The following is a 22,837-nucleotide window of genomic DNA, read 5'->3' as shown; positions in this document are numbered from 1 at the left end:
CATCCGGTGACGAGCGTCAGCGCCGCCGTGGTCACGACGACCGCAGCGAATATGTTCCGACGTCCGATTCCCGCCCGCAGCATGTCTCTCCCGAGGTCGCGTCGACGTCGTGCTCTCGTCGACTTCGAGTCGAAATCTAGGAGCGCCGCACGGCGCGCAGCAGAGTACGCGTACTCAAGTGCACCCGAGTAGGCCCCGCATCCGCACCCTCGGCCCACGACGCGTACAGACCCATGCCGCGACGTGGCCCCGGACTCCCCCGTTCGCCGCAGTGCGTGCCGTCAAAGGGCGGTGCCGGTCCTGTCGACGGTCAGGTCGAGGAAATGGGCGGAGCAGGAGATGCACGGGTCGTGGTTGCGGATGACCCGTTCGCACAGGGTGGTCAGCGCGGCGTCGGTCGCGTCGCCGCCGGCCAGTCGGTCCTGGACCTGGCGGCGCAGGTCCTCTTCGATCGCCCCCTGGTTCTGCGCGGTGGGTGGGACCAAAGAGGCATCGGTGATGGTCCCTTGTGCGTCGAGGGTGTAGCGGTGGTAGAGCAGGCCGCGTGGCGCTTCGGTGGCGCCGTGGCCCGTGCCGGCTCGCGGTGGTACGTCGACGGCGGCACGCGGAGGGGGTTTCGTAGGATTCGATCAGGCGCAGTGCCTCGTCGACGGCGTAGAGCACCTCGACGGCGCGAACGATGATGCTGCGGTAGGGATTTCGGCAGACCGTGCCCTGTCGGGGGTCGCCGAGTCCCGCCTCCAGGGCGGCTTGGAGCGCGAGCGGGGACAGCCAACGCCCGCTGATGGCGTAGCGGGCGAGTGAACCGGTCAGGTGGCGACGTCCGTCGAGCCGCGAGTGCAGCGCCGTGGAGTGAGGCACCGGGTGTTCGACGACGTGGTCGTCGAACGCGGAAACGGCGAATGTGCGCGTGGGCAGTGCCCGGTCGCTGTCCGGGCGCAGGCCGGCGGTGTGCGGGGCCGGCATGAGCGTCGGCGTGCCGACCTCGATGGCGTAGCTGCCGGGTTGCGCCAGGGCGAGGAGGTCGTGGTCGCAGCCGGCGTCGGGGAACTCGAAGCCGGCCACCCAGCGCACCGTCTGCGCGGCGTCGTCCCGGACTCGGCGCAACGTCTGTGCCAGGGGTCGTAGTTCGGCCGGGAACGGGACGCGGTGGAAGCCGCCGAGGCGGACGTTGACGGGGTGGATCGCCCGGCCGCCGAGCAGTTCGAGGATCGCGTTCCCGGCCTGTTTGAGCCGCAGGCCGCGTTCGACGTCGGCGCGATGGGTGCGGGCCAGGTCGATGGCGCTGTCGCGGCCGAGGAAGTCGGGGGCGTGGAGCAGGTGGATGTGCAGCGTCTGGCTCTCGATCCACTCGCCGCAGTAGAGCAGGCGTCGCAGAGCGGCGAGTTGTCCGTCCACCACGACACCGCAGGCGTCCTCGACCGCGCGGCAGGCACTCGACTGATAGGCGACGGGGCAGATCCCGCAGACTCGGGAGGTGATGTCGGGTGGCTCGGTGTAGGAGCGTCCGCGCAAGAACGCCTCGAAGAAGCGTGGGGGTTCGTAGATGGCCAACCGGGCTTCGACGACCCGGTCGCCGTGCAGGTCCAGGTGCAGCGCGCTCTCGCCCTCCACTCGGGTGAGTGAACCGACGTGCAGCACACGCGAGCCGCGATGGGTCACCGGGACTCTTCCTCCTCGCGGGAGGCCGCGTCGAATTCCTCGGCGGCGGTGTTGAAGGTGCGCAGCACACGCACCACGTCGAGGGTGTCCATGCCGTCGCGTCGAAGCAGCGGAATGAAGGCGGGGAAATTGGTGGAGTCGGAGGGGCCGAAGCAGCCGTAGCAGCCGCGCCCGAACGTGGGGCACAGCGCGCCGCATCCGGCGTGGGTGACCGGACCGAGACAGGGGGTGCCGTGAGCCACGGTCACACAGGTCGTGCCGCGCTGCTTGCACTCGAAGCAGACGCTGTGTCGCGGTACACCGGGCGTGCGGCCGGCCAGGTGGGCGGTGATGACTTCCAACAACTGGCCGCGGTCGATGGGGCAACCACGCAACTCGAAGTCGACGGGGACGTGGGCGGCGATGGGGGTGGAGGTGGCCAGGGTGGCGACGTAGTCCGGTCGGGCGTAGACGACGGCCTGGAATTCGGCGACGTCGGCGTAGTTGCGCAGGGCCTGGACGCCGCCGGCGGTCGCGCAGGCGCCGATCGTCACCAGGCGGCGTGAGACGGCTCGCACGTGCCGGATCCGCTCGATGTCCTGCTCGGTGGTCACCGATCCCTCGACCAGGGACAGGTCGTAGGGTCCGGGCGCGACGGCACTGGACGCTTCGAGGAAGTGTGAGATGTCGACGTGCGCGGCGATGCCGAGGAGTTCGTCCTCGCAGTCCAGCAGGGTGAGTTGGCAGCCGTCGCAGGAGGCGAACTTCCATACGGCGAGTTTTGGGCGCGGATGGCCGCCACCCGGCGTGTCGTTGTCGGGCATCGTCACAACTCCCGGACCGCGAGCAGAGGTTCGGCATGGATCCAGTCGACGACGGGGCCGTCGCGGCAGAGCAGCAAGGGACCGAGTTGGCAGTGGCCGCAGTGTCCGGTGCCGCAGTGCATCGTGCGCTCCAGCGAGACCCGGATCCGGTCCTGGGCGACGCCGCGGTGCATGAGGTCGGCGGCGGTGGCCCGGATCATCGGTTCGGGCCCGCAGACGAACGCCGCCGTCCGCGGCGGATCGAATTCGGCCCGGTCGATCAGCGTCGTGACCAGGCCGACGTCTTTCGTCCACTCGGGGCCGGCGCGGTCGACGGTGACGCGGACCCGGGCCGCGGTCTGCCAGGGCTCGTCGGGATAGAGCAGTTCGCCGGGTGTCCGTCCCCCGACGAGTACGTTCAGGTGTCCGTGGCGTTCGGGTGCGGCGAGTGCGGCCAGTACGAGGGGGCGCAGCGGCGCCAGGCCGATACCCCCGGCCACCACGAGGAGGTCGCGTCCTTCGGCTTCGCACAGGTCCCACCCGGTGCCGAAGGGGCCGCGCACCCCGACGGTTTGGCCGACGCGCATGCCGTGCAGCGTGCCGGAGACGGCTCCGACGGCGCGGACGGTGTGCGTCAGGCGTGGGCCGTCGATGCCGCAGGCCGACAGGGGGATGTCGCCGACGCCGAAGGCGTACACCATGGCGAACTGGCCGGGGGCGAAGGGCGGAAGGGCCGCTCCGACGGGTTCCAGGGCGATCGTCGCGGTGTCCGGCGTATCGACCCGGCGCGCCACCACGCGGTACGGGACGGGCGTGGTCATGGTGTCGCGCCGCCGCTGCCGGGAGGTCCGTACAGGTCCAGCAGGCGGGTGCGAGTCGCCTTCAGTCGGCGTGCGATGACCTCGGCGACGCCGTGCGTGAGCGCGAGTCCGAAGTCGGTGTCCTCCTCGCAGGCGGCACGGATCGGCTCGGCGTCGAACTCGTACGCGGTGACGCCGGCGCGGCACCGCGCGCCGAGGTGCCATCGGTAGGGCTCGAACAACCAGGACCAGCCCAGCAGTTCGCCTTGCCCCAGGGTCTCCACGACGGTTGCGCGGCGGCCCGGGACGTGGATGTCCAGCGCGACCAGTCCCGAGCGGACGAGCCAGAATCGGTCGGCGGGGCCTGCCTCCTCGAAGACGCGGGTCTCGGCGGGGAAGCGCACCTCCCGCGCGAAGGCGAGCAACCGCTCGCGGTGCGGGGGCGCGAGGGCGCCGAGGAAGCCGTACCGGGCCACGCTCATCCCACTTCCCGTCCCCGGCCCTGCTCGCGTTCCCGATGCAGTGCGTGGGCCTCTTCCGTGATGTCGATGCCGGTGGGGCACCACACGATGCAGCGACCGCATCCAACGCAACCGGAGCTGCCGAACTGGTCGTGCCAGGTGCCGAGTTTGTGGGTGGCCCACTGCCGGTATCGGCTGCGTGCGGAGTCGCGGACCGGGCCGGTCGAAAGATGGGTGAAGTCCCGGTCGAAGCAGGACTCCCAGTGTCGCCATCGTTCGGCGTGGTCGCCGGTGAGGTCGGTGACGTCCTCGACGGTGGTGCAGAAGCAGGTCGGGCACACCATCGTGCAGTTGCCGCAGGTCAGGCAACGGGCCGTCACGTCGTCCCAGCGCTCGGCGTCCAGGGTCTCGCGCATCAGTGTGCGCAGGTCGACGAGTGGCATCGTTCGACCCATGCGGTCGGCCGCATCGGCGACCCGCTCCCGGGCGGCGGAGCGGGTGGCGGAGTCGGCGACGCGGCCGGGCAGTTCGGCGAGGACCGCCGCTCCTTCCCCGCTTGCGGCCCGGACCAGGAAGCGGTGGCCGTCGGCGTCGAGCACTTCGGTGAGCGCGAGGTCGTAGCCCTGTTCCACGGCGGGGCCGGACCCCATCGACACGCAGAAGCAGGTGGCCCCCGGCTCGGTGCACTCCACCGCCACCAGGAACACGCGGTCCCGGCGGCGGCGGTAGGCCGAGTCGCTGTATCGGCCGCCGGTCAGAACCCGGTCCTGAACAGCGATGGCTCGCAGGTCGCAGGGACGCACGCCGAGGAACGCGTACACCGGCGCCGGGGTGTCGTCGGGCGTCACCACCATGCCGCCGTCGGCGGTGCGGTCGGCGCTCCACTCCCGTACCCGCGGCGGATGCAGGAACGTCTTCCACGACTGTGGGCCCGCGCTGTGCGCGAACACGGCGCCGTCCTCGCGCGCGACGAGTCGATAGCGTCCGGCTTCCAGTTCCACTCCCCAGCCGTAGGGCAGGTCCGTGCCGCCGGAGACTTCGGCGAGGGTGATCGCGCCGTCGCGGACGGTCGGCCCGATGACGGTGCGCCCCCGGCGGGCGAGGATGGTGATCAGGGCGTCCAGACCGTCCTTGTCGATCACCGCGTCGTCGCACCGCATCATTCGCCGACCTCCGCATCGCAATCCGATCCCGCATCAGTATCGTCACGATGTGTGTCACTTCCGTGACCTGTCGCAATCATTCCTGGTCCAGGTGGGCCAATCGTTACCTCGTTCGGGCCCGAACCGACCGTCCGGAGGGTGTGGTGGGGAGGGGAGGTGTCATGGACGTGAGCGTACGAATCGTCGTCATCGGTGTCGGCAACGAGTATCGGCGCGATGACGGCGTGGGATGGGCGGTCGTGGCCCGCTTGGCCGAGCAGGCCGCCACGTCCCCGCTGCCGGCCGGTGTCGCCTTGCGCACGTGCGACGGCGATCCCGCTCGGCTGATCGCGTTGTGGGACGACGTCGATCTCGCCGTCGTGGTCGACGCGGCCCACGCCCACCCCGGACGGCCGGGGCGTGTGCACCGCCTGGTACTCGACGCGGAGCGGTTGCCCCCGTCCGGCGATACGACGAGTTCCCACGGCCTCGGCCTCGGAGAAGCCGTCGAACTAGCCCGCGCGTTGGACCGCCTGCCCGGGCGTTTGGTCGTCTATGCGGTCGAGAGCGCCGACACCGGCCCGGGGAACGGCATGACCGGGGCCGTGGCTGCGGCGGTGGAACCCCTCGCACGGCGAATCTCGCGAGAAATCGGCTCATGTGCCGACTAAGGGATTCTTCGGCAAGGCCCGAACCCTCCGCACGCGCGGGGAACCGACGGGCGGTTCGATCCTTGCCTTCACTGCGCGGAGGGGCGGTCGGGCTGTCGGGCGGGGACGTCGACGACGGAATCGGGCCCAGGATGGGCGCCCAAATGATCGTTCAGGCGGCGCAGTTGCTCCTCCATGGCCTGCAGGCGTTTGTCCAGGCGCGCGTATTCGAGGCGTTCCTCGGCCTGTTGCTCGGGGAGGATCAACCGCGTGGCGATGGTCGCGGTGACCACGCCCATCATGCCGATGCCCACCACCATCAGCACCGCACCGACCATGCGACCCTCGGTGGTAACCGGGTGCAGATCGCCGTACCCGACGGTGGTGATCGTGCTGATCGCCCACCACAGAGCGTCCGGGTAACCCGTGATGTTCGCGTCCGAGGCACGGCGTTCCGGCTCCAGGACGGCGGCGGCGCCGGCGACCAGGATCGTGAGGACCAACACGACCGTGCTCGCCAACAGGCGGCCGGTGCGCCCGCTGCGGGCGACAGCCCCGACCCGACCGATCACCGCGATCAGGCGCAACACCCGCGTCGCGGGCATCGCGACCGCGGCAAGATCCAGCGGGTGGGCGCGCACGAACCTCCAGCGGTCCCGGCTGAGTCCGAGCCTGACGAGGTAGTCGGTCAGGAAGGCCGCCCACACCCCGTACTCGATCCACAGCACCGGGCGCTCGCGGGCCTGCAACGCCTCACTCAGGACGAACGTGGTCAACGAAACGGCCGCCAGGAGAGTCAGCCACGGGGTTATCGCGCTCTCCCACCGCTGATATGCCGTGGTCTCCTGGTCTCCGCTCGGGCCCCGCATCACGAACTCCGTCACGGTAGGGACATCGCCGGACCGACCGAGGGTCGCTCTCCCGCATGCTAGACGACGGCGCGGGCCTCTCGCGAGATCGGCAGGCCCGTCGCACCCGAAGGTCAATCGGGAAGCATATTCGGATGACGAGGGCCACGCTCCCCGTGATCGTCGCGCTTCCCGTACAGGTCCACCAGTACGTCGAGCAGGTCGTGATCGGTCAGTACGCCCACGGGGCGAGTCGTCTCGTCCACCACCAGGAGGGCGTCGACGCCGGCTCCCAGAAGTCGCTCGCTCGCGCTGATCACGTCGATGTCGGGGGCGACGAGACAGGGTTCGGATCCGAGCACGTCCCTTGCCGCGCGGTGCTTGAGTCCCAGGGGGTCGAGAGCCCACACCGACGCGAGGTCGCGGTCACTGAGCAAACCCACGGCGTGGCCCTCGTCGACGACGGCCACGTGGCGCAGATGGGCCGTGAGCATACGATCCATGGCCTGCCACAGGGTGTCCTGGCCGGCGACGGCGACAACGGGGCCGTGCATCACCTCACGAACCGCCGGAACAGGCGTCGCTCGCCCTGGATGAACGTGTGTCGTGGACATGATTCACCTGCTCGGATTCGAGGTTGTACGAGATTCTCCGGGTCGATCGGCGATCAGGACCGCCGCGCCGTGCACTCGATCCGCGGCGAGATCGGCGAGCGCGCGGTCCGCGCGGCCCATGGGGTAGGGGGTGGTCGTCACGTGTAGGTCGATCTCCCTCGCCAGGCGTAGGAACTCGACGCCGTCGTCGCGGGTGTTCGCGGTGACGCAGCGCAGATTACGTTCCCGAAACAGATGCCGCTGGTAGTTCAGCGGCGGAATGTCGGTCAGGTGTATGCCCGCCACCGCCACGGTTCCGGAAGCGTCGAGTGCCGCCAAGGCGGCCGGCACGATGTCGCCGACGGGGGCGAAAACGATGGCCGAGTCCAGCGGTTCGGGTGGGGAGTCGTAGGTGTCGCCGGCGGTGGCGGCGCCGAGTTCCAGGGCCAGTCGGCGGGCCTGTGCGGAGCGGGTCATGACATGGACGGACGCGCCCCGCGCCAGGGCGATCTGTGCGGCGAGGTGGGCCGACGCGCCGAAACCGTAGATGCCGAGCCTGCCACCGGGTGGAAGGTCGGCGCGCCGCAGGGCCCGGTAGCCGATGATGCCCGCGCACAGCAGCGGCGCCAGGTGTTCGGCGTCACGATCGGCGGGCAGCGCGTACGCGTAGTCCTCCGGCACCGAGGCGACGTCGGCGAACCCGCCGTCCGCGTCCCAACCGGTGTACGTCGAATCGGGGCACAGGTTCTCGGCGCCGCGTCGGCAGTGGCGGCATTTCCCACAGGTGTGGCGAAGCCAGGCGATGCCGACGCGGTCACCGGGGACGAAGCGTGTCGCATGCGTGCCGACGGACTCCACGACGCCCACCACTTCGTGCCCGGGGACGGTGTTCGCCCGGTGCGGCGCCAGGTCGCCCTCCGCGAGGTGCAGGTCCGTACGGCACACGCCGCACGCCTCCACCCGCACCAGGATCTCCCCCGGGCCCGGCTCCGCGCGCTCGTGTTCGACGAGTTCGAGGGGATGGGTGTCGATCGGCCCGGGGCGCGTCACCACCCATGATCGCCCGGGGCGCCCACGCGCGGAGGTATCGGTGCTCATGAGTCTCGCCCCCATGCGGGATGGTCGAGCGTGTGCCTTCGTCTTCCAGCGTCGTGGGCGGCGGACCATGGAGCACAGGGCCGATGGTGCCGTACGCCCGGGCCGAAGGTCCTGTCGGCGACCCCGTGCCGTGCCGTCGTTCATCGCGGTCCCGCTCAAGCGGAGCGGTAGGAGCGCCGGATTCGAAGGTGTCACATGGCGCCGGACCAATCGTGGGTGTCGTCGGTGCGGTAGGCGATGTGCTCGTGTACCGAGACCACGCCGTCGACGCTGTGGCACAGTCGTTCGATGATGGGGATTCGACTTTCCGAGTTCACGGCGGCGGCAGGGCTTTCGCCGGCCGCCAACCCCAGAATGCGCCGACGACTCGTGCTCGCACAGGGCCGAACGGCCCGGGCCGACCGAGCGGCGGCTCGACGCGGCACATCGGGTCGGCCGCTTCTCGCCGCACCGGGTCGCGCATGGGACTCATGACCCGGGTCCTTCGGGGACGTCCGGCCCTGTGGCCCCCGGGCCGAATCCCCGAAACTGGTCATATCCGGCGCCGGCCCCGCGGAGGCGGCCCCGACGCGCCGTTCCCGGCATACGGCCGCACCGATGGGCCGTGGGGAGAGATCGATATGGCAAACGCATCCCTGAGTCCCGCGGATATGCGGCATCTGGCTGCCGCGGGCGGCGCGGCACCCTCACTTCACAACAGCCAACCGTGGTACTTCCGAGCCACGAAAGACGATCGCGGGATCACCGTGTACGCGGACAAGACGCGTGCCGTTCCGCTCACCGATCCCGATGGTCGGGCCCTGTACATCTCGGTCGGCGCGGCCGTTTTCAACATGCGCGTCGCCGCCGGACGACTGGGCCGGGATCCGCACGTGACGCTGCTGCCCGAGGGGGTCAAACCGCCTGCGGCGGCCGTACTCGATCTGAGTCGATTCACCCACGACTCGCAGCCGTACGGTCCGGATCTCTACCCGGCGATCGGTGACCGGCACTCCAGCCGACTGCCATTCGCCAACCGTGACGTGCCGGAGCGCGTCGTCGGTGAACTCATCACCGCCGCCGCGGCGGAAGGCGTGGTCCTGGACGTGCTGGAGGAGGCCGACGCCCGCCGCGTGCTGAACCTGACGGCCGAGGCCGAACGACGCACGGCCGCGGACCTCGCCCGGCAGGCGGAAACCCGCACATGGCTGCGCCTCGAGGAACTCACCACCGACGGCATCCCGCGTGCGGCCCTGGGCCCACAGGACCACGACGCCCGGGTGCCGGTGCGCGCCTTCACCGGGCACCCGCCCGCCTTTCCCACCTCCACGCAGCGCTTCGAGGCACTGCCCCAGGTGGCCACCCTGACCACACGCTTCGACCGTCCGGAAGACTGGCTGCGCGCGGGGCAGGCCATGGAGCGGGTATGGCTGCTGGCGACCGTCCACGGCTTGCGTATGTCGGTCCTGCACCAGGCCGTCGAATGGCCGGACACCCGTGCCACCCTGCGCGACCCGCGGACCGGCCCCGGTCATGTCCAGATGGTGCTGCGGATGGGGTACGGGCCTCCCGGAGCCCCAACCCCTCGCCGACCCCTGACGGAGACTCTACGGCCGGCCGCGGACGACGCCGGCACGAAGACCCCGAACGCAACGGTTACGGGAACGGACACGGCCCGGACCTGATCGGCGTGGAACCTCTGATGGGCGTGCCGACCACGTCATGCGCAACGCCGACTACGGCACGGCCCCGGCCTCGGTGTCGTAGGCGACCCCGGCGGCCGTGCGGGTGGCGGTGCGTGCTCGTGGGCGCCCGTCGCCGTGGCCCGTTCCGAGGATGGTCGGGGTGCGCGCGACGGCGGATTCGTTCATCCGCTCCGCAGCCTCGTCCAGGATTTCGGTGGGCGAACGGGAGGCGTCACGCACTCGGTTCGGATCCATGAGATAGGCCGCGACCCTCTCCACGGTAGCCCCGGGGCGGACGGAACAGGAACCGCGCGCCGGGTACGCACGTAGATCCGCGATCAACCCCGCCCCCGCGGTTATCCCGCCGCGCCCTCGTCGTGGATCCGAGTCAGGACACGTACCAGGTCGTGGTTGGTGACGATACCGAGCGGCAGTCGGGATCGACCGGAGACGATCAGTGCGTCGACGCCCGCGTCGAGCATGCGTTCGACGGCCGTGAGCGCGTCGATCTCCGGTCGCACGATCGGCACGCACCGCCGTAGGAGCTCGGTGACGCTACGGGGGCCCCATCCCAGATGCCGGCAGCGGTGCATCGCCCGCGGTTCGGCGAGGTCCCGGTCACGGAGCACCCCCACGGCCTCGCCGTTGCCCGGATCGATCACAACGAGATGGCGCAGTCCGAGCGCGAGCATCAACTCGCGGGCTCTGCGCGGGGTGTCCGTGAGGGACACGTACGCGACCGGCGCGCTCATGACGTCGCTCACCCTGGGAATCGAATCGTGTTGCGTCAAGACCCGCTTCGGTTCCGTCGTCTGCGTCCTTGCGGAGTTCACATCGCTCTCCGTCGATCCGTCCGCCCGGGGCGTCCCCTCGGCGTGGGGTGGATCCGCCTCGTCCACGCCCCCAGCGTCCGACGCGGCGATACCTCCTCGTAAGGGTCGATCGGCCCTGTCGGGTGGGCCGGTCGGCTCCGGTGCTGGTCGAACATTCGACGCACCATGAACACGGAAGCCGGTTCGGCATCCGAGGAAGGTGAGGGCGATGGAAGCGCTTTCGACCCTGGCGGTGGCGCCCGCACGCCACGTGGGACACATGTACGAGGACGACGGCTGGAACTGGGTGTGGGGGTCGGTGATGATGCTGCTCCTGATCGCGGCGATCGTCGCGGTGGTGTGGTTCCTGGCACGCGGCGCCACACACGGCCGCGGACCCTCGGAGCCGGCCGGTCCGTCGGCGACCGAGGTATTGGCTCAGCGCTACGCCCGAGGCGAGATCGACACCGAGGAGTACCGCGAGCGCATGGCGGTCCTGACCACCGGCTCGCACACGCCGGGTGGAAGCAAGGGTCGTGGCCGGGGCGACTCGGACACATGGGGCGGCTGACGCCGCGTGCGTGTTTCAGAGAGTGAACGTACGGCTACCACCGGGCGGGATCTCGACCACCGCGCCGCGGAACCCGATCGGGACCGGACCACCCTGTCCCGGGCGCAGGCTCACGGTCACTTCCCGCCCGTCGACCTCGACCACCACGCCCCAGTGCCCCCGGTAGCGCAGTTCGACCTCCAGTCGACGCAAGCGGGCGGGGAGGCGAGGATCGAGCCACAGTACGTCACCACGCGTGTCCAGCCCGGTGTAGCAGCGTTGCATCAGGTCGACCGTCCCGGCCATGGCGCCGAGGTGGATGCCTTCGGCTGTGGTTCCCCCTTGGACGTCGTGGACGTCACCGCCCAGGGCGTCGCGAAAGAAACGCCACGATCGCCGGCGATCGGTGCGGGCCAGCACCCACGCGTGCACCACCGAACTGAGCGTCGATCCGTGCACGGTGCGGGCCCGGTAGTACTCGACGGTGCGCTGCGTCATCTCGTACGCCGCCGGATAACCGAGGCTTCGCAACAGTCCGCGAATCTCCCGGGCGGGGAACAGGTAGTAGAGCATCAGCACGTCGGCCTGTTTGGACGCCTTGTAGCGGTTCACGCTGTCGCCCTCGGCCTCCAGAATGCGGTCCAGGCGTCGATTGTTCGGGTATCGCCGGCGGTAGCGCGGCCAGTCCAGTTCGGCGAGGCGCTCGTATCCGGCGAATTGACTGGGCACGCCGTCGTGGAAGGGGACGAAGAGTCGACGGGCGACCGTCCGCCATCGGTCGAATTCGTCGTGGGTCAGGTCGAGGCGTTCGGTCAACTCGTCGCGTCGGTAGCCGGGCAGCGCGTCGAGCGCGTCGAGCGCGCGGGACAGCACCCATGCCGCGAGCACGTTCGTGTAGGTGTTGTCGTCGATGCCGGGGTGGTCGGCCCACGGGTAGGCGTCGTGATACTCGTCGGGACCCATCACGCCGCGGATCCGGTAGCGCTCCAAGGCGGGGTCGTACCGGGCGGTGTTTGCCCAGAAGCGGGCGATCTCCAGCAACATTTCCGCACCGGACGTGTCGAGGAAGTCGATGTCGCCGGTGGCCTGGTAGTACTGCCACGTGTTGTAGGCGACAGCCAGACCGACGTGGCGTTGCAGGTGTGTGCGATCGGGGAGCCACCGTCCGGACATCGGGTTGAGGTGTGTGCTCGGGGCCTGCTCGGTGCCGTCGGCGGCGCTCTGCCACGGGTACATGGCCCCGCGCACGCCGATGTCCGCGGCGGCCTGTCTGGCGGCGTCCAGGCGCCGGTACCGGTATCGCAGCACGGCGCGGCTGATCTGCGGCGTACGCAGGTTGAGCGTTTGCAGCACGAACAGTTCGTCCCAGAAGACGTGTCCGCGATATCCCTCGCCGTGCCAGCCGCGGGCCGGCATTCCGGCATCGAGGTCGACGGTGTGTTCGGAGTAGGTCTGCGCGGTGTGAAACAGGTGCAGGTGAAGGGTGTTGTCCTCGCCGGCGCGGTCGGTGAACTCCGCTTCGGTGCGGAATCGGCGCCACAGCTGTTCCCAGCGGGTGACGTGGTCGCGCAACAGGGTGTCGAAGGAGCCCGTGCGCGAGAGCGCGCGCAGGGCTGTGGTCCGTGGATCGCCGACGGCCGGGTCCTTGGACGTGTATACGGCCACCGTCTTGTCCATGGTCAGTGACTGCCGTGCGACGGCTTCGACGGTGAAGATCCGCCCCGGTCGGCCGGGGAGTGACTCGGGTTCGGACTCGACGTCGACGGTCGCGCCGTCGAGGCGGAGGCCGACGCGCGCCGCCACCGCGATGTGCAGAGGGGATCCGAGGGCGTGCACACACAACCACAGGGCCTCCTTCTCGCGCCCCTGCCCGGTCGGAGCCAGGTGGCGGCCGACCAGATCCCGGTAGCGGGCGACTCCGGTGTTGGCGACGGTGCCGTCCAGCGCCGCGCGCACGTGCAGCGGGCCCGACCAGTTCTCCGGGGTCAGCACCGTCTCCAGGGCCGCGATGTGCGGTTCGGCGAGACTGGCGAATCGCCGTTGCCGCAGGCGCGTGCGCCGGCCGGCCGCGTCGACGATCAGCGCGTCGCGTGTCAGTACTCCCCGGCGCAGGTCGAGTTCCAGGCGCTGGGACACGATCCGCGTCGAGGGGTCCTCACCGAACCATCCGGTCGCGCCGCCGGCTCGGAACGTGACCGGCAGCCAGTTCGGGCAATTGATCAGATCCTCGTTCTCCACCCGACAACCGTCGATCGTCGAGACCACCCGATCGTAGCGACCGGCGAGATAGGTGCCCGGGTAGTGGATCCCGTCGGCACGCGACTCCGGCGCGGCCCCTCGGGTCACCAGATAGCCGTTGCCGACCGCGCACAGCGCCTCTCTCCTGCCCTCGTCTTGGGCTTCGTAGCCTTGGAATGCCATAGTCCAGGGATCCTGCGGGGGTGGGCGTCTGGGTCTGCTCATCGGATCGATATCCGCTCTCCCGGGCGAGGCACGACGGCCGTCCAGCCCGGTTCCGCATCGAGTCGGTCCCGCAGTGCCTGGGCGCCTGCCGAACATCTTCAGGGTACGCGCGCCCTCCACCGGGTCGCGCGCCCTTGTGCGCTCAGTGCTCGATGCGGCCGGTCCACGTCGGCTCCACGACCGCCCACTCCCGCTCCCAGTCGCGGGCGCGCCGACGGGAGGTCAAGAGTTGCTCCGCGCCGAACGCCCCGGCCGTGACCATGATTGACGCGGCGAACGCGAGCATCCCGGCGGTGATCGCGTCGACGACGATCGCGTCGTGGGTCGGTGGGGGTGTGGTGGGTCGGCCCTCGGCGTCGAGCCAGATGCCGGTCGTGTCGCCCGCCGCTCCCCCGAGCGGCACCTGCGCCACGCCGGTGTGGGTGGTGCCATCGGCCGCGACCCAGCTCACATCCGCCGCCACCGTTTCGGCGCCGGGTCGGGCCACGATGGGCGGCTTGATCATCAGCACGGCGGAAACCCGGTGCTTGTGCGCGAGTTCGCGGCTCCGAGCCGTCTCGCCGGAGTGGATCCGGACGTGGACGGCCGCCAGGACGACCAGCGGCACCAGGATCAGGGCCAGGATCGTCAGCGCGAGTGTGGACCGCAGGTGTGTGACGTCGCAGCGCCGGTACAGCGGCTCGCGGCCGAGGAGGGCGCGCATGCGGCGTCGCATTCGTGCGCGCGTTCCGGGCGCCTGCCGCCTCGCGGCGTTCATGGCGCGGTCGCGGGTATCGGCACGACGGCCACCGGGCAGGACGCGTGGTGGAGTACCGCGTGGGTGGTGGGGCCCAGGCGCATCGGGAAGGGGCCGTGGGCGCGGTGGGCGGCGACCACCAGCAGATCCGCGTGCGCGGCGACGCCGATCAACGCGTAGGCGGGCGCCCCGGTGGTGACCATGGCCTCGATCGTGACGTCCGGCGCCTTGGCCCTGATCGGCTCCAGAATCTCGGTCAGGAGATGGTCGTGGGTGGTCGCCATGTCCAGCGGGTCGCCCAACAGCGGCGCCACCACGCCCGGGAAGTAGCCCGCCATCGTCAGGGTCCACACGTGGACGGGGATCACCCTGCCGCCGATGAGGCGCGCCCGCTCCACGGCGAACTCGACCGCCGGCGTGTCGCTGTGATCGGCGACGCCCACGACGACGCTCGGGGTGTCCACCTCGTCGGCCTCCGCGGGCACGACCACCACGGGGCAGGACGTGTGCGCGCACACCCGCAGGGACACCGATCCGAGCAGCAGGCCCGCGAAGCCACCGTGGCCCCGCGTGCCCACCACGATCGTCTCCGCCCGTCGGCTCGCCTCCAGGATCGCGTCCGCCGCCGGTCCCTCGAGCAGGGAGGTTTCGACGGTCAGGTGGGGGTATGCCGCGCGGGTCCGGGCCGCCGCCTCTTCCAGGAGGGCCCGGGCGCCCCTGCGGACCTCGTCCGCGCGGGCATGGCCACCGAGGGCGGCCGGCGGGACGGCCATCGTCAGGTGGAGCGGCGTCTTCGCGGCGGCGGCGGCGCGGGAACCCCACACAAGCGCACGCTCACCCCCCGGCGAGCCGTCGTAGCCGACCAGGACCCCGAGGTCGGGGAGATGGGTTCCGGTGCTCATGACTTGTCCAATCGTCGCCGAACGACGTCTCGGTCGGCGGAGTCGGGTTTTGCGACATCCGGTCGGCCCCTCACCCTCAGCGTGCGCCCACGCGACCGGCGGACACAGGGCTGCCCGGTACCGCGGGACCGGGACCTTCGGCCCGGTCGACCATCCCCACCGGCCCTGTGCCGGAGGTCGCGAGGGCTCGATGGTGGAGACAGGGCGAACCGCGCGATCGCGGCCCCGGAGCCACAGGAGGCGAACGCGATGAGGACGAGCAGCGGACCCGCCCTCCCCACGGAGGAGGCCGTGCGGGAGCGGAGCGTGGCCGACGTGATGAGCACGGCCTTGCTCACCGTTGTCGGCGACGAGTCCCTTTTGATGGCCTGGGAGTTGATCCAGCGCACCGGATTCCACCACCTGCCCGTCGTGGACGAGGACGGCCGCTTCGTGGGGTTGTTGGAGCGCGGCGAACTCGCGGTGGCGTGTGCGCTTCCGGCGATCTCGCTCTCCGAACGGTACGTGAGCGAACTCCTGCCCGGCAGCGTGCAACCGCAGGTGTCGATCTCCGCCGGGCTCGCCGAGGCGGCCGAGGTGATGACCGAGCACACGGTGGACGCGGTCGCCGTCACCGACGACAACGACACCCTGGTGGGTCTGGTGACCGCCCGCGACCTCGTCGCGGCCCTCGCCGGACGTACGTCACCGCACGGCCCCCGGGATCACGGCCCCGTGCTGTTCCGGTTGGAACCGGTGCTTCCCCCGTCGCGCCGCTCCTGATCGGCCCGCCCGGAGCACGACGTTCGCCGTTGTCCCGCAACCGAGACCACCAGGATCACCCGAAGGAGAATTCGACATGGAATCGCTCGACACCCGCTTCGACCGGGACACGACGGGCATGGCCTCCCGAGAGGGCGAAGCGCCCGCCGAGAAGGGCACGCAAAACCACCCGAAGAGTCGGATCGTGGTCGGTTTGGACGGCTCGTACGGGTCCGCGATCGCCCTGCGGTGGGCCGCGCGGGAGGCGGCCGAGCTCGGCGTCGTCCTGGACGTGGTCGCGGCATGGACCGACGCAGACCCGGAACTGCCGACCCTGGAACGGCCGGACGCGCCGCTGTCCGTGGCCCGCGAGCGCCTGGAGCACGCGCTGGCCAACCTGGTGCGAGTGCCGATCCCACCGGAGCGCATCGTGGCCACCCCGCTGCACGGCAGCGCCGGGGAGGTCCTGGTCGCCCGCGCACGCGACGCCCGGTTGCTCGTACTGGGCACCAGCGGCATCGAATGCCCCACGATCCCCGGGCCCACCGGGCTGTACTGCCTGCGCCACAGCGCCACCCCGGTGGTGTTCGTCCCCGCCCCGGACGCCTGATCCCACACAATCACCCGGCACCCGGCCGCCCGACTGCCCGAGCCTGACGTCCAGGCTCGGGCAGTCGCCCGTTCACGCCATCCCCGAGGTCCGATGACCAGGACACTCCAACCCGGTCGGGCGCAAGGAACCCGCTCCCCAGGCTCCGATCACATCTTCACTCCGTCGTGGGCCGGGCAGGCATGGAGCGAAGATTCGAGGGCACGCATGATTTCTTCGGATGCACGCGACGGGGGATGCGGGGTGGGCCGTCATGGTTCGGGTCGTCGACGACGGGGACCGGCGGGTGCCGGTCGGGGTGGCCGTCATGGTCACCGCGATGTTCGAGGGCGGCGAGGAGATTGCCACCGCCCGCGCTCTGACCCGCGATTTCCTGACCGACTTGCAGGCCGTGCACGGCCTTCCCGTCTCGAACCGCGTCATGGGCGTGGTGCAACTCGTCGTCAGCGAACTGGTGACCAACGCCCGCAGACACGCCCCCGGTCCGTGCACGCTGACCCTGGAGGCATCGGACGGCACGATCGACGTCACCGTGTGGGACGGCGATCCCACGCTGCCGATCGCCCGCGCCGCCGACCCGGGCAGGGTCGGCCAACACGGACTCGAGATCGTCCTGGCCGTCGCCCGGGGCTTCACCGCCCGCCGCGAACCCGTCGGCAAACGCATCACCGCCACCATCGCCTTGGCCGACGACCCCGCGGGAGACCCCGCCGGCCGCCAACCGTGACGAACCACCGACGGGACCACACCCGCCCCGGAACCGTCCGCGTTGCGCCTCGATCCTTCGGGTGCCCGTAGGCGTACCCGGATCACAGCGACTCCAAGAAGTCGCGGACGACGTCGATGAACGCGACCGGGTCGGTCGCATGAACGGTGTGGCCGGTCGGGAGCTCAGCCAAGCGTGTTCCGGGGCGGCGTTGCGCCATCGCCTTGGCCTCTACGGATCCGAGGATGTCGCTTTTGGTGCCGTGGATGAGCAGGGCCGCACAATCGGTGGCCAGCCATTGGCTCCAATAGTCGCCGACCTGTTGGCGCCCGGAGCGGACCATGTCCTCCCGGTCGAACGCCAGGCCCCACCCGTCAGGGAACTCACGCACGGCACCCATGAGGTAGCGAGCCGAGTCACCGAGCCCTTCGATCAGACCGGATCGAGTCGGCGCCCGACGCGGCCAGGCAAGAGCGAACGAGAGGTCGTGATCCAGTTCGACCCCGATGTCCTCGATGATCAAGGCCTCAACGCGGTGCGGCTCGCGAGCGGCGAGCTGATAGGCATTGACCCCGCCCAGTGAATGGCCGAGCACGACGGTCCGGTCGACGCCGAGGTGGTCCAGCAACCTCACCGCATCGTCGACGTACCCTGCGCGGGAGTAGTCCGCCGTACGGTCCGAGAAACCGTGCCCTCGCTGATCCAGTGCGATCACCCGCCAGTCGGGCGTCAACTCCTCGGCCAGGCGGGTAAACGTGCGGCCTTCGTCGAAGTGGCCGTGCAGGGCGAGGAGGACACGCCCCGACCCGCCGAAGTCGAGGAACGACAAGCTCCTCCCGTCCACGTCCAGACAGGATCTCGACGGTTCGGCGGGGACCTCGCCCGATATCCGTGGTGTCATGGGGAACAGCATGCCGGGGGTCACCGACAGCGAAGCTCACGCCGGGAGGAGGAGCGACGCGAGGTCGAGGAGGTGCGGCTGCACAGCCCGCCATCTTCGACCTGCCCCGCCAGGACCCGGACTTCGTCTCCCTCGCCCACGGCATGGGCGTGCCCGCCACTCGCGCCGGGAACGCCCTCAAGCCCGTCCCGGAATCCGACCGGTCAGCTCGGCGGGCGGATCGACAGGGTGTGACGAAAGACGTCCCGGGGATCCCACTTGGCCTTGACGCGTTGCAGGCGTGGGTAGTTGGCCCCGTAATAGAGGGTGTACCAGGGGACGCCGGAGGTGTTCCGGGCCGGATCCGCCAGGTCGTTGTCGGGGTAGTTGATGTAGGTGCCGTCGCTGACCTCGCCCGGCACCGGGACGCCGCCGGTGTCGGCGTAGACGTCGCGGTAGAAGGCGCGGACCCAGGCCAGATTGTCGGCGTCGTCGTCCTCGCTCGGCCAGAGCGTCTGGTAGACCGCCTTCATGATCGCGCCGCGTTGGGCGATGGCGGTGGCGTCCGGTGCGACCGCGCCGACTCGGCCGCCGTAGCCGATGAGCAGCATGCCGCCGTGCTCGGTGCCGGTGTCGTCGGTCAGGTAGCGGTGGATGGTGTCGAGTTGGGTATCGGTGAGGGAGCGGCGCAGATAGCCGGCTTTGAGCTTGTACCGACGGGTGAACACGTCGCCGGGTTCGCCCAGGCCGGGCCAGGTGGTGAGGTGCATCCAGGGCATGGTCAGTCCCCGGTTCACGATCGGTTCCACGTCGGTGTCGCCACGGATCGCCGTCACGAAGTCGGCCACCATCGCGGCCGCGTTCGGGATGTCCGCGTCGATCTGCACGATCATCTCGAAGGACGCGGCCTTGCGGTGTCTGGGCAGCATGATCGCGTACAGGCCGGCGTACGGCGAGTCCGGTGCGCTCCAACGCTCGTGCCAGCGGCCGAAGTTGCGCAGAAGGGACGTGAACACGTGCGCGGTCATCCGGTCGTCCCATGCCCACACGACCAGGTATTCCACCATGTCGCGCGGCGCGGGCGGCAGCACGTGGGACGGATCGCGGCCCACGGCGTCCGGCGAGCGCAGCCAATACCGGGTGACCACACCGAAGTTGCCGCCGCCCGCACCGGTGTGTGCCCACCACAGGTCGCGATGGGGGTCACCCTCCTCGCGGGTCGCGACCACCGCCCGCGCGGTGCCGTCCCGGCCGACCACTACCACTTCCACGCCGTACAGATGGTCCACCACCGAGCCGTAGCGGCGCGACAGCGGCCCGTATCCGCCGCCGACGAAATGGCCACCGGCGCCCACCTCGGGGCATCCGCCTGCCGGGATGGTCACACCCCAGCCCTTGGCCAGGGTCCGGTACACGTGTCCGAGCGTGGCCCCGGGCTGCACCGCGAACGCGCCGCGTCCGGCGTCGTATCCGACCGCGTCCATCGGTGACAGGTCGAGCAACATCCGTACGGCCGGGTCCGCGGTGAAGTCCTCGAAGCAGTGGCCGCCGCTGCGAACCGCGATGCGCCGACCGGTGCGTACCGCGTCGGAGACGGCGCGCACCACCTGCTCGGTCGAGCCGAGCACCCGGATCTCGCCCGGACGACCCACGAACCGGAAGTTGTTGCCGCGTACCAACGCGCCGTAGCGAGCGTCGTTCGGCCGCACCGTCACGGGCCCGAACGCGGTGGCCTCCGGCGGTGCGGCTTCCTGTGGCGGCGCGGGGGTCTCGGGCGGGGCCGGGGCCGCCGGCGCCTCGGGCGTCGGATCGGCGGGCGCGGCGGTGGCTTCGGGGCCGAGCGCGCCGGCCGGTCCGCCCGCGGCCAACACACCGGCGGCGCCGGCGAGCAACCCTCGACGATCGATCGAGTAGGGCTTCGGATCGGGTGGATTCATCACGATCTCCCTCTGTCCGGACCTGCGACGCCGACCGAACTCCCGCGCGCCGGCGCCCCATACGGCGATCCTCCCGCACCCCGAAGGACCGGGACATCCACCGAATCCCACGACTCGACAAAAACCCCGATGGTGCGAACGGCCACCCCGCCCTCGATGTGTGCCTTGCTCTCGTTCTCGCCTTTGTAGGCTTCGATGCGGACGGGCGCCCCGTCCGTGCCTGCCACAGGGGTGAGGGTGGCCGCGGCCGGAACGATGGCCGGTAACGGGGTGCGCGGGGCATGGCCGGAACGTGGCGGCGGCTCGGTCCGAGGGCCGGGGACTCGCCGGATGGCCGAGCCGACCGCAGCAGCCTTCGTATCCCGCGTGGAACCGCCGGAAGTCCCCCGTGGTCCATCCGCCGACGGCCGTCACACACCGTGGGTCTCGCGCCAGGCTGTCCGGCGAGCCGCCGCTCGTCGCACGCTCGGCCCGGTTCGCGGCGGGTGGGCCCGGTCGAAGCTCGTCCGACACCCGCCGGCGCGCGCCGTGGCAGGCTCCTTGGGGACTCGCCATCGGATGGTCGACGAGCGAGTCGGAACGGTCTTTCCGACACCGGGTGTCGGTTGTCGAGGTCGAACACGCCCCGCGCGACGTAGGCAGGTCGCCCGAACCTCGGCCGGGTTCCGGACCGTCGAACGAGGCTCGGCGGCGTCGGACTCCTCGTTCGGGGCACGCTCGTTCCGGCCGTCGGTGACGGGCACGGTCGTCGGGTCTTGTTCGGATCCGGCGGCGATGTGCGCCCCGTGGTTCCGCTGCCTACGGGGCGGCTCTCCCGGCGGCGCCGGTGGTCGGTTCGTGGTCACTCCGGTCGGGACGGCGCCGCGCGGTAGCGTCCCGGGGTGGTGTGAAACTCGCGATTGAAGGCGTGGGAGAGCGCGTAGGGGGTGCCGTAGCCGACCTGGCGGGCGATGGTGGCCAGGGAGTCGGGGGTGTCGCGCAGGAGGGTTGCGGCGAGGGTGAGGCGCCACCAGGTGAGGTAGTTCATCGGGGGGCGGCCGACCAGGACGGCGAATCGCCTTGCCAGAGTGGGGCGCGACACACCGACCTCGGCGGCGAGGCGGTCGTTCGTCCAGGGCGCCGCGGGATCGGAGTGCAGAGCCCTGAGTGCGGCGGCGGTCACCGGATCGCCCAGTACGGTCGGCCAGGTTCCCGTCGTGTCCTCACTCAGCCACGCGCGGATCATGTAGACGAGGAGTAGGTCGAGCAGGCTGGGGACCGCGACGCAGGCCCCGGGCTGCCGTTCGCCCAGTTCCCGGCCCAGCAGGTCGATGGCGGACCGGAGCGCGGGATGGCCGCCCACCTGGTGCGGGAGGTGTACGACCTGGGGCAGTTCGGCCATGAGCGGATGCATCCGGGCGCGGTCGAGCCGGTACTTGCCGCACAACATGCGCACTTCGTCGGTGTCCGATGCCGGATGGTCGGGGGGACGTGTCGCCTGCCACTGCTCGAACGGGACGGCCCGTTCCCGCGCGGCGGCGTCCGGTTCGGTGTGGCGGTCGGCGATCGTGTGCCCCGCGCCGTGCGGCAGGAGTACCGCGTCGCCGGTGCCGAGCAGGAGCGAGGGGCCGGGGCCGTCGGGCGACAGGCGGCATCCGCCCTTGAGCACGACGTGGAAACCCGCACCGTCATACGGGGCGAGCCGGGTGCACCAGCTTCCGCTGATGCCGACGCGGGTGCAGGAGGGGCGCCCGATCCGTACCGCGCCTATCGCATCGCTCACGACATCCATGAGGTCAGGGTATCCATGAGTCGAAGGAGTGAGACGTACGCGTATCCGAATGAGCTTTCGAGACATTGAGAGCTCCATCCATGCTTTCTAGGGTCGACGGCATGGACATCGAGAACGCACCGAGCATCGTGCTGGGAGACGTCGAGATCATCCGCCTCGTGGAGTGGCAGGGGCCGTACGTACCGGCCCGCACGCTGGTCCCCGACTCGCCGGAGGGATTGTGGAAGGAGAATCGCGACCGACTCGCCCCGGACCACTGGAACCCGGACGACGACCAGGCGGTGGTCGCGTTGCAGACGTGGATCCTGCGCAGCGGCGGCCGAACCATCGTGGTGGACCCGGGGGTGGGCGACGAACGCGAGCGTCCGGGATCGGTGTTCCACCATTGGCGCAGCGACTTCCCCGACCGGCTGACCCGGCGCACCGGAATCCGCCCCGAGGACGTGGACATCGTGGTCAACACCCACCTCCACGCCGACCACGTCGGCTGGAACACCACGGGCCCCGCGGGCGAGTGGGTACCGACGTTCCCCAACGCCCAATACCTGCTGCCCGCCGCCGACGACTTCCACTTCGGCCCGGCCAACGCGTACGGAGGCGAACTGCGCGTGGACGACCGGCTGATCTACGAGGACAGCATTGCCCCGCTCCACCGGGCCGGGCAGGTCGTGTCGTGGGACGGCGCGCACCGCATCGACGCGGTTCTCACGCTGGAATCGGCCCCGGGCCACACACCCGGCTCGTCCGTGCTGCGGGTCGACTCCGGGGGCGAACGGGCGGTCCTGGTCGGCGACTTGGTCCACAGCCCGGTACAGATCCTCGCCCCCGCGTGCAGCAGTTGCCTGTGCCTGGACCCGGTACGGGCTGCGGCCAGTCGACGGCGCGTACTCGAACGGGCGGCTGACGAGCGGGAGTTGGTCATCCCCGCGCACTTCGGCGGAGCCGGAGCCGTGGAGGTCCGACGCGCGGGGAGCGGCCTCACCCTCGGACCGTGGGCCGCCTACCGCACGCTGTGAGTCCGCGGTCGCC

The 22,837-nt window shown here is 70.6% G+C and carries 22 protein-coding genes and 2 pseudogenes; 7 read left to right on the top strand and 17 right to left on the bottom strand.

Annotated features, from left to right (window positions below; all coding sequences use genetic code 11):
* Positions 1-281: 281 nt before the first annotated feature.
* The 5 genes and pseudogenes from ACWGR4_RS04200 to ACWGR4_RS04180 all read right to left on the bottom strand — a co-directional run bounded on the left by ACWGR4_RS04200 (position 282) and on the right by ACWGR4_RS04180 (position 4,868).
* Positions 282-1,662: pseudogene (locus ACWGR4_RS04200) on the bottom strand (Ni/Fe hydrogenase subunit alpha).
* Positions 1,659-2,465, bottom strand: coding sequence for an NADH-quinone oxidoreductase subunit B family protein (locus ACWGR4_RS04195; protein WP_380005867.1), 807 nt, complete (start codon positions 2,463-2,465; stop codon positions 1,659-1,661). Before ACWGR4_RS04195 ends, ACWGR4_RS04200 begins: the two are co-directional and overlap by 4 nt.
* A 2-nt stretch (positions 2,466-2,467) precedes the next feature.
* Positions 2,468-3,265: an FAD/NAD(P)-binding protein gene (locus tag ACWGR4_RS04190; RefSeq protein ID WP_452128064.1), complete on the bottom strand. Its 798-nt coding sequence runs from the start codon at positions 3,263-3,265 to the stop codon at positions 2,468-2,470.
* Positions 3,262-3,726: a cyclic nucleotide-binding domain-containing protein gene (locus ACWGR4_RS04185; RefSeq protein ID WP_452128065.1), complete on the bottom strand. Its 465-nt coding sequence runs from the start codon at positions 3,724-3,726 to the stop codon at positions 3,262-3,264. Before ACWGR4_RS04185 ends, ACWGR4_RS04190 begins: the two co-directional genes overlap by 4 nt.
* On the bottom strand, positions 3,723-4,868 hold the full coding sequence (locus ACWGR4_RS04180) for a 4Fe-4S dicluster domain-containing protein (RefSeq protein WP_452128066.1): 1,146 nt from the start codon (positions 4,866-4,868) through the stop codon (positions 3,723-3,725). Before ACWGR4_RS04180 ends, ACWGR4_RS04185 begins: the two co-directional genes overlap by 4 nt.
* Positions 4,869-5,029: 161 nt before the next feature.
* On the opposite strand from ACWGR4_RS04180, the gene ACWGR4_RS04175 reads away from it, so the two are divergent.
* Positions 5,030-5,518, top strand: coding sequence for a hydrogenase maturation protease (locus ACWGR4_RS04175; protein ID WP_452128067.1), 489 nt, complete (start codon positions 5,030-5,032; stop codon positions 5,516-5,518).
* A gap of 68 nt (positions 5,519-5,586) precedes the next feature.
* Here ACWGR4_RS04175 and ACWGR4_RS04170 read toward each other — a convergent pair whose 3' ends face one another.
* From ACWGR4_RS04170 to ACWGR4_RS04155, 4 genes and pseudogenes are all read right to left on the bottom strand, one after another.
* Positions 5,587-6,381 carry a potassium channel family protein gene (locus ACWGR4_RS04170; protein ID WP_452128068.1) on the bottom strand — a complete coding sequence of 265 codons (795 nt, stop codon included), beginning with the start codon at positions 6,379-6,381 and terminating at the stop codon, positions 5,587-5,589.
* 98 nt (positions 6,382-6,479) lie between these two features.
* The gene (locus ACWGR4_RS04165; protein ID WP_452128069.1) at positions 6,480-6,899 is read right to left on the bottom strand and encodes a CBS domain-containing protein; all 420 of its coding nucleotides are present in this window, start codon (positions 6,897-6,899) and stop codon (positions 6,480-6,482) included.
* A gap of 63 nt (positions 6,900-6,962) precedes the next feature.
* The gene (locus ACWGR4_RS04160; RefSeq protein WP_452128070.1) at positions 6,963-8,036 is read right to left on the bottom strand and encodes a zinc-dependent alcohol dehydrogenase family protein; all 1,074 of its coding nucleotides are present in this window, start codon (positions 8,034-8,036) and stop codon (positions 6,963-6,965) included.
* Positions 8,037-8,227: 191 nt separating this feature from the next.
* A pseudogene (locus ACWGR4_RS04155) lies at positions 8,228-8,341 on the bottom strand (CBS domain-containing protein); the annotation flags it as partial.
* 315 nt (positions 8,342-8,656) lie between these two features.
* Between ACWGR4_RS04155 and ACWGR4_RS04150 the strand changes: the two are divergent.
* Complete coding sequence (locus ACWGR4_RS04150) at positions 8,657-9,700, top strand: Acg family FMN-binding oxidoreductase (protein ID WP_452134172.1); 1,044 nt, start codon at positions 8,657-8,659, stop codon at positions 9,698-9,700.
* A gap of 51 nt (positions 9,701-9,751) precedes the next feature.
* Here the strand turns inward: ACWGR4_RS04150 and ACWGR4_RS04145 are convergent, their stop codons facing one another.
* Both ACWGR4_RS04145 and ACWGR4_RS04140 read right to left on the bottom strand, forming a co-directional pair.
* On the bottom strand, positions 9,752-9,940 hold the full coding sequence (locus tag ACWGR4_RS04145) for a hypothetical protein (protein WP_452134171.1): 189 nt from the start codon (positions 9,938-9,940) through the stop codon (positions 9,752-9,754).
* A 116-nt stretch (positions 9,941-10,056) separates the two neighbouring features.
* Positions 10,057-10,464, bottom strand: a complete 408-nt coding sequence (locus tag ACWGR4_RS04140) for a CBS domain-containing protein (protein WP_452128072.1) — start codon at positions 10,462-10,464, stop codon at positions 10,057-10,059.
* Between the two features lie 277 nt (positions 10,465-10,741).
* On the opposite strand from ACWGR4_RS04140, the gene ACWGR4_RS04135 reads away from it, so the two are divergent.
* Positions 10,742-11,083 carry an SHOCT domain-containing protein gene (locus tag ACWGR4_RS04135; protein ID WP_452128073.1) on the top strand — a complete coding sequence of 114 codons (342 nt, stop codon included), beginning with the start codon at positions 10,742-10,744 and terminating at the stop codon, positions 11,081-11,083.
* A gap of 15 nt (positions 11,084-11,098) precedes the next feature.
* Here the strand turns inward: ACWGR4_RS04135 and ACWGR4_RS04130 are convergent, their stop codons facing one another.
* The 3 genes from ACWGR4_RS04130 to ACWGR4_RS04120 all read right to left on the bottom strand — a co-directional run bounded on the left by ACWGR4_RS04130 (position 11,099) and on the right by ACWGR4_RS04120 (position 15,163).
* Positions 11,099-13,483: a glycoside hydrolase family 65 protein gene (locus tag ACWGR4_RS04130; protein ID WP_452128074.1), complete on the bottom strand. Its 2,385-nt coding sequence runs from the start codon at positions 13,481-13,483 to the stop codon at positions 11,099-11,101.
* Between the two features lie 184 nt (positions 13,484-13,667).
* Positions 13,668-14,228 (bottom strand): Rv1733c family protein, encoded by a 561-nt coding sequence (locus ACWGR4_RS04125; RefSeq protein WP_380030358.1) that lies wholly within the window; start codon positions 14,226-14,228, stop codon positions 13,668-13,670.
* Between the two features lie 50 nt (positions 14,229-14,278).
* Entirely contained in the window at positions 14,279-15,163 is an 885-nt protein-coding gene (locus ACWGR4_RS04120) for a universal stress protein (protein WP_452128075.1), read from the bottom strand.
* 249 nt (positions 15,164-15,412) lie between these two features.
* Between ACWGR4_RS04120 and ACWGR4_RS04115 the strand changes: the two genes are divergently transcribed.
* The 3 genes from ACWGR4_RS04115 (at position 15,413) to ACWGR4_RS04105 (ending at position 17,241) form a co-directional block, all read left to right on the top strand.
* Positions 15,413-15,925 (top strand): CBS domain-containing protein, encoded by a 513-nt coding sequence (locus ACWGR4_RS04115; RefSeq protein ID WP_380030360.1) that lies wholly within the window; start codon positions 15,413-15,415, stop codon positions 15,923-15,925.
* A 76-nt stretch (positions 15,926-16,001) separates the two neighbouring features.
* Positions 16,002-16,514, top strand: a complete 513-nt coding sequence (locus ACWGR4_RS04110; protein ID WP_452128076.1) for a universal stress protein — start codon at positions 16,002-16,004, stop codon at positions 16,512-16,514.
* A gap of 253 nt (positions 16,515-16,767) precedes the next feature.
* Complete coding sequence (locus tag ACWGR4_RS04105) at positions 16,768-17,241, top strand: ATP-binding protein (RefSeq protein WP_452128077.1); 474 nt, start codon at positions 16,768-16,770, stop codon at positions 17,239-17,241.
* Positions 17,242-17,323: 82 nt separating this feature from the next.
* Here ACWGR4_RS04105 and ACWGR4_RS04100 read toward each other — a convergent pair whose 3' ends face one another.
* The 3 genes from ACWGR4_RS04100 to ACWGR4_RS04090 form a co-directional block, all read right to left on the bottom strand.
* Complete coding sequence (locus ACWGR4_RS04100) at positions 17,324-18,049, bottom strand: alpha/beta fold hydrolase (RefSeq protein ID WP_452128078.1); 726 nt, start codon at positions 18,047-18,049, stop codon at positions 17,324-17,326.
* Positions 18,050-18,324: 275 nt separating this feature from the next.
* Positions 18,325-20,037 carry an FAD-binding oxidoreductase gene (locus tag ACWGR4_RS04095; protein ID WP_452128079.1) on the bottom strand — a complete coding sequence of 571 codons (1,713 nt, stop codon included), beginning with the start codon at positions 20,035-20,037 and terminating at the stop codon, positions 18,325-18,327.
* Positions 20,038-20,878: 841 nt separating this feature from the next.
* On the bottom strand, positions 20,879-21,808 hold the full coding sequence (locus ACWGR4_RS04090; protein ID WP_452128080.1) for an AraC family transcriptional regulator: 930 nt from the start codon (positions 21,806-21,808) through the stop codon (positions 20,879-20,881).
* A 101-nt stretch (positions 21,809-21,909) separates the two neighbouring features.
* Between ACWGR4_RS04090 and ACWGR4_RS04085 the strand changes: the two genes are divergently transcribed.
* Entirely contained in the window at positions 21,910-22,824 is a 915-nt protein-coding gene (locus ACWGR4_RS04085) for an MBL fold metallo-hydrolase (protein ID WP_452128081.1), read from the top strand.
* Positions 22,825-22,837: the final 13 nt, after the last annotated feature.

This window comes from Embleya sp. NPDC055664, from assembly GCF_053618075.1.
This window is presented reverse-complemented; position numbering and strand designations above follow the sequence as displayed.

Coding starts and splice junctions, on each gene's coding strand:
- ACWGR4_RS04085 (WP_452128081.1), top strand. CDS start 21,910: ATGGACATCGAGAACGCACCGAGCATCGTGCTGGGAGACGTCGAGATC.
- ACWGR4_RS04150 (WP_452134172.1), top strand. CDS start 8,657: ATGGCAAACGCATCCCTGAGTCCCGCGGATATGCGGCATCTGGCTGCC.
- ACWGR4_RS04110 (WP_452128076.1), top strand. CDS start 16,002: ATGGAATCGCTCGACACCCGCTTCGACCGGGACACGACGGGCATGGCC.
- ACWGR4_RS04185 (WP_452128065.1), bottom strand. CDS start 3,726: ATGAGCGTGGCCCGGTACGGCTTCCTCGGCGCCCTCGCGCCCCCGCAC.
- ACWGR4_RS04195 (WP_380005867.1), bottom strand. CDS start 2,465: ATGCCCGACAACGACACGCCGGGTGGCGGCCATCCGCGCCCAAAACTC.
- ACWGR4_RS04175 (WP_452128067.1), top strand. CDS start 5,030: ATGGACGTGAGCGTACGAATCGTCGTCATCGGTGTCGGCAACGAGTAT.
- ACWGR4_RS04125 (WP_380030358.1), bottom strand. CDS start 14,228: ATGCGCGCCCTCCTCGGCCGCGAGCCGCTGTACCGGCGCTGCGACGTC.
- ACWGR4_RS04115 (WP_380030360.1), top strand. CDS start 15,413: ATGAGGACGAGCAGCGGACCCGCCCTCCCCACGGAGGAGGCCGTGCGG.
- ACWGR4_RS04090 (WP_452128080.1), bottom strand. CDS start 21,808: ATGGATGTCGTGAGCGATGCGATAGGCGCGGTACGGATCGGGCGCCCC.
- ACWGR4_RS04160 (WP_452128070.1), bottom strand. CDS start 8,036: ATGAGCACCGATACCTCCGCGCGTGGGCGCCCCGGGCGATCATGGGTG.
- ACWGR4_RS04130 (WP_452128074.1), bottom strand. CDS start 13,483: ATGGCATTCCAAGGCTACGAAGCCCAAGACGAGGGCAGGAGAGAGGCG.
- ACWGR4_RS04165 (WP_452128069.1), bottom strand. CDS start 6,899: ATGCACGGCCCCGTTGTCGCCGTCGCCGGCCAGGACACCCTGTGGCAG.
- ACWGR4_RS04105 (WP_452128077.1), top strand. CDS start 16,768: ATGGTTCGGGTCGTCGACGACGGGGACCGGCGGGTGCCGGTCGGGGTG.
- ACWGR4_RS04095 (WP_452128079.1), bottom strand. CDS start 20,037: ATGAATCCACCCGATCCGAAGCCCTACTCGATCGATCGTCGAGGGTTG.
- ACWGR4_RS04180 (WP_452128066.1), bottom strand. CDS start 4,868: ATGATGCGGTGCGACGACGCGGTGATCGACAAGGACGGTCTGGACGCC.
- ACWGR4_RS04190 (WP_452128064.1), bottom strand. CDS start 3,265: ATGACCACGCCCGTCCCGTACCGCGTGGTGGCGCGCCGGGTCGATACG.
- ACWGR4_RS04120 (WP_452128075.1), bottom strand. CDS start 15,163: ATGAGCACCGGAACCCATCTCCCCGACCTCGGGGTCCTGGTCGGCTAC.
- ACWGR4_RS04135 (WP_452128073.1), top strand. CDS start 10,742: ATGGAAGCGCTTTCGACCCTGGCGGTGGCGCCCGCACGCCACGTGGGA.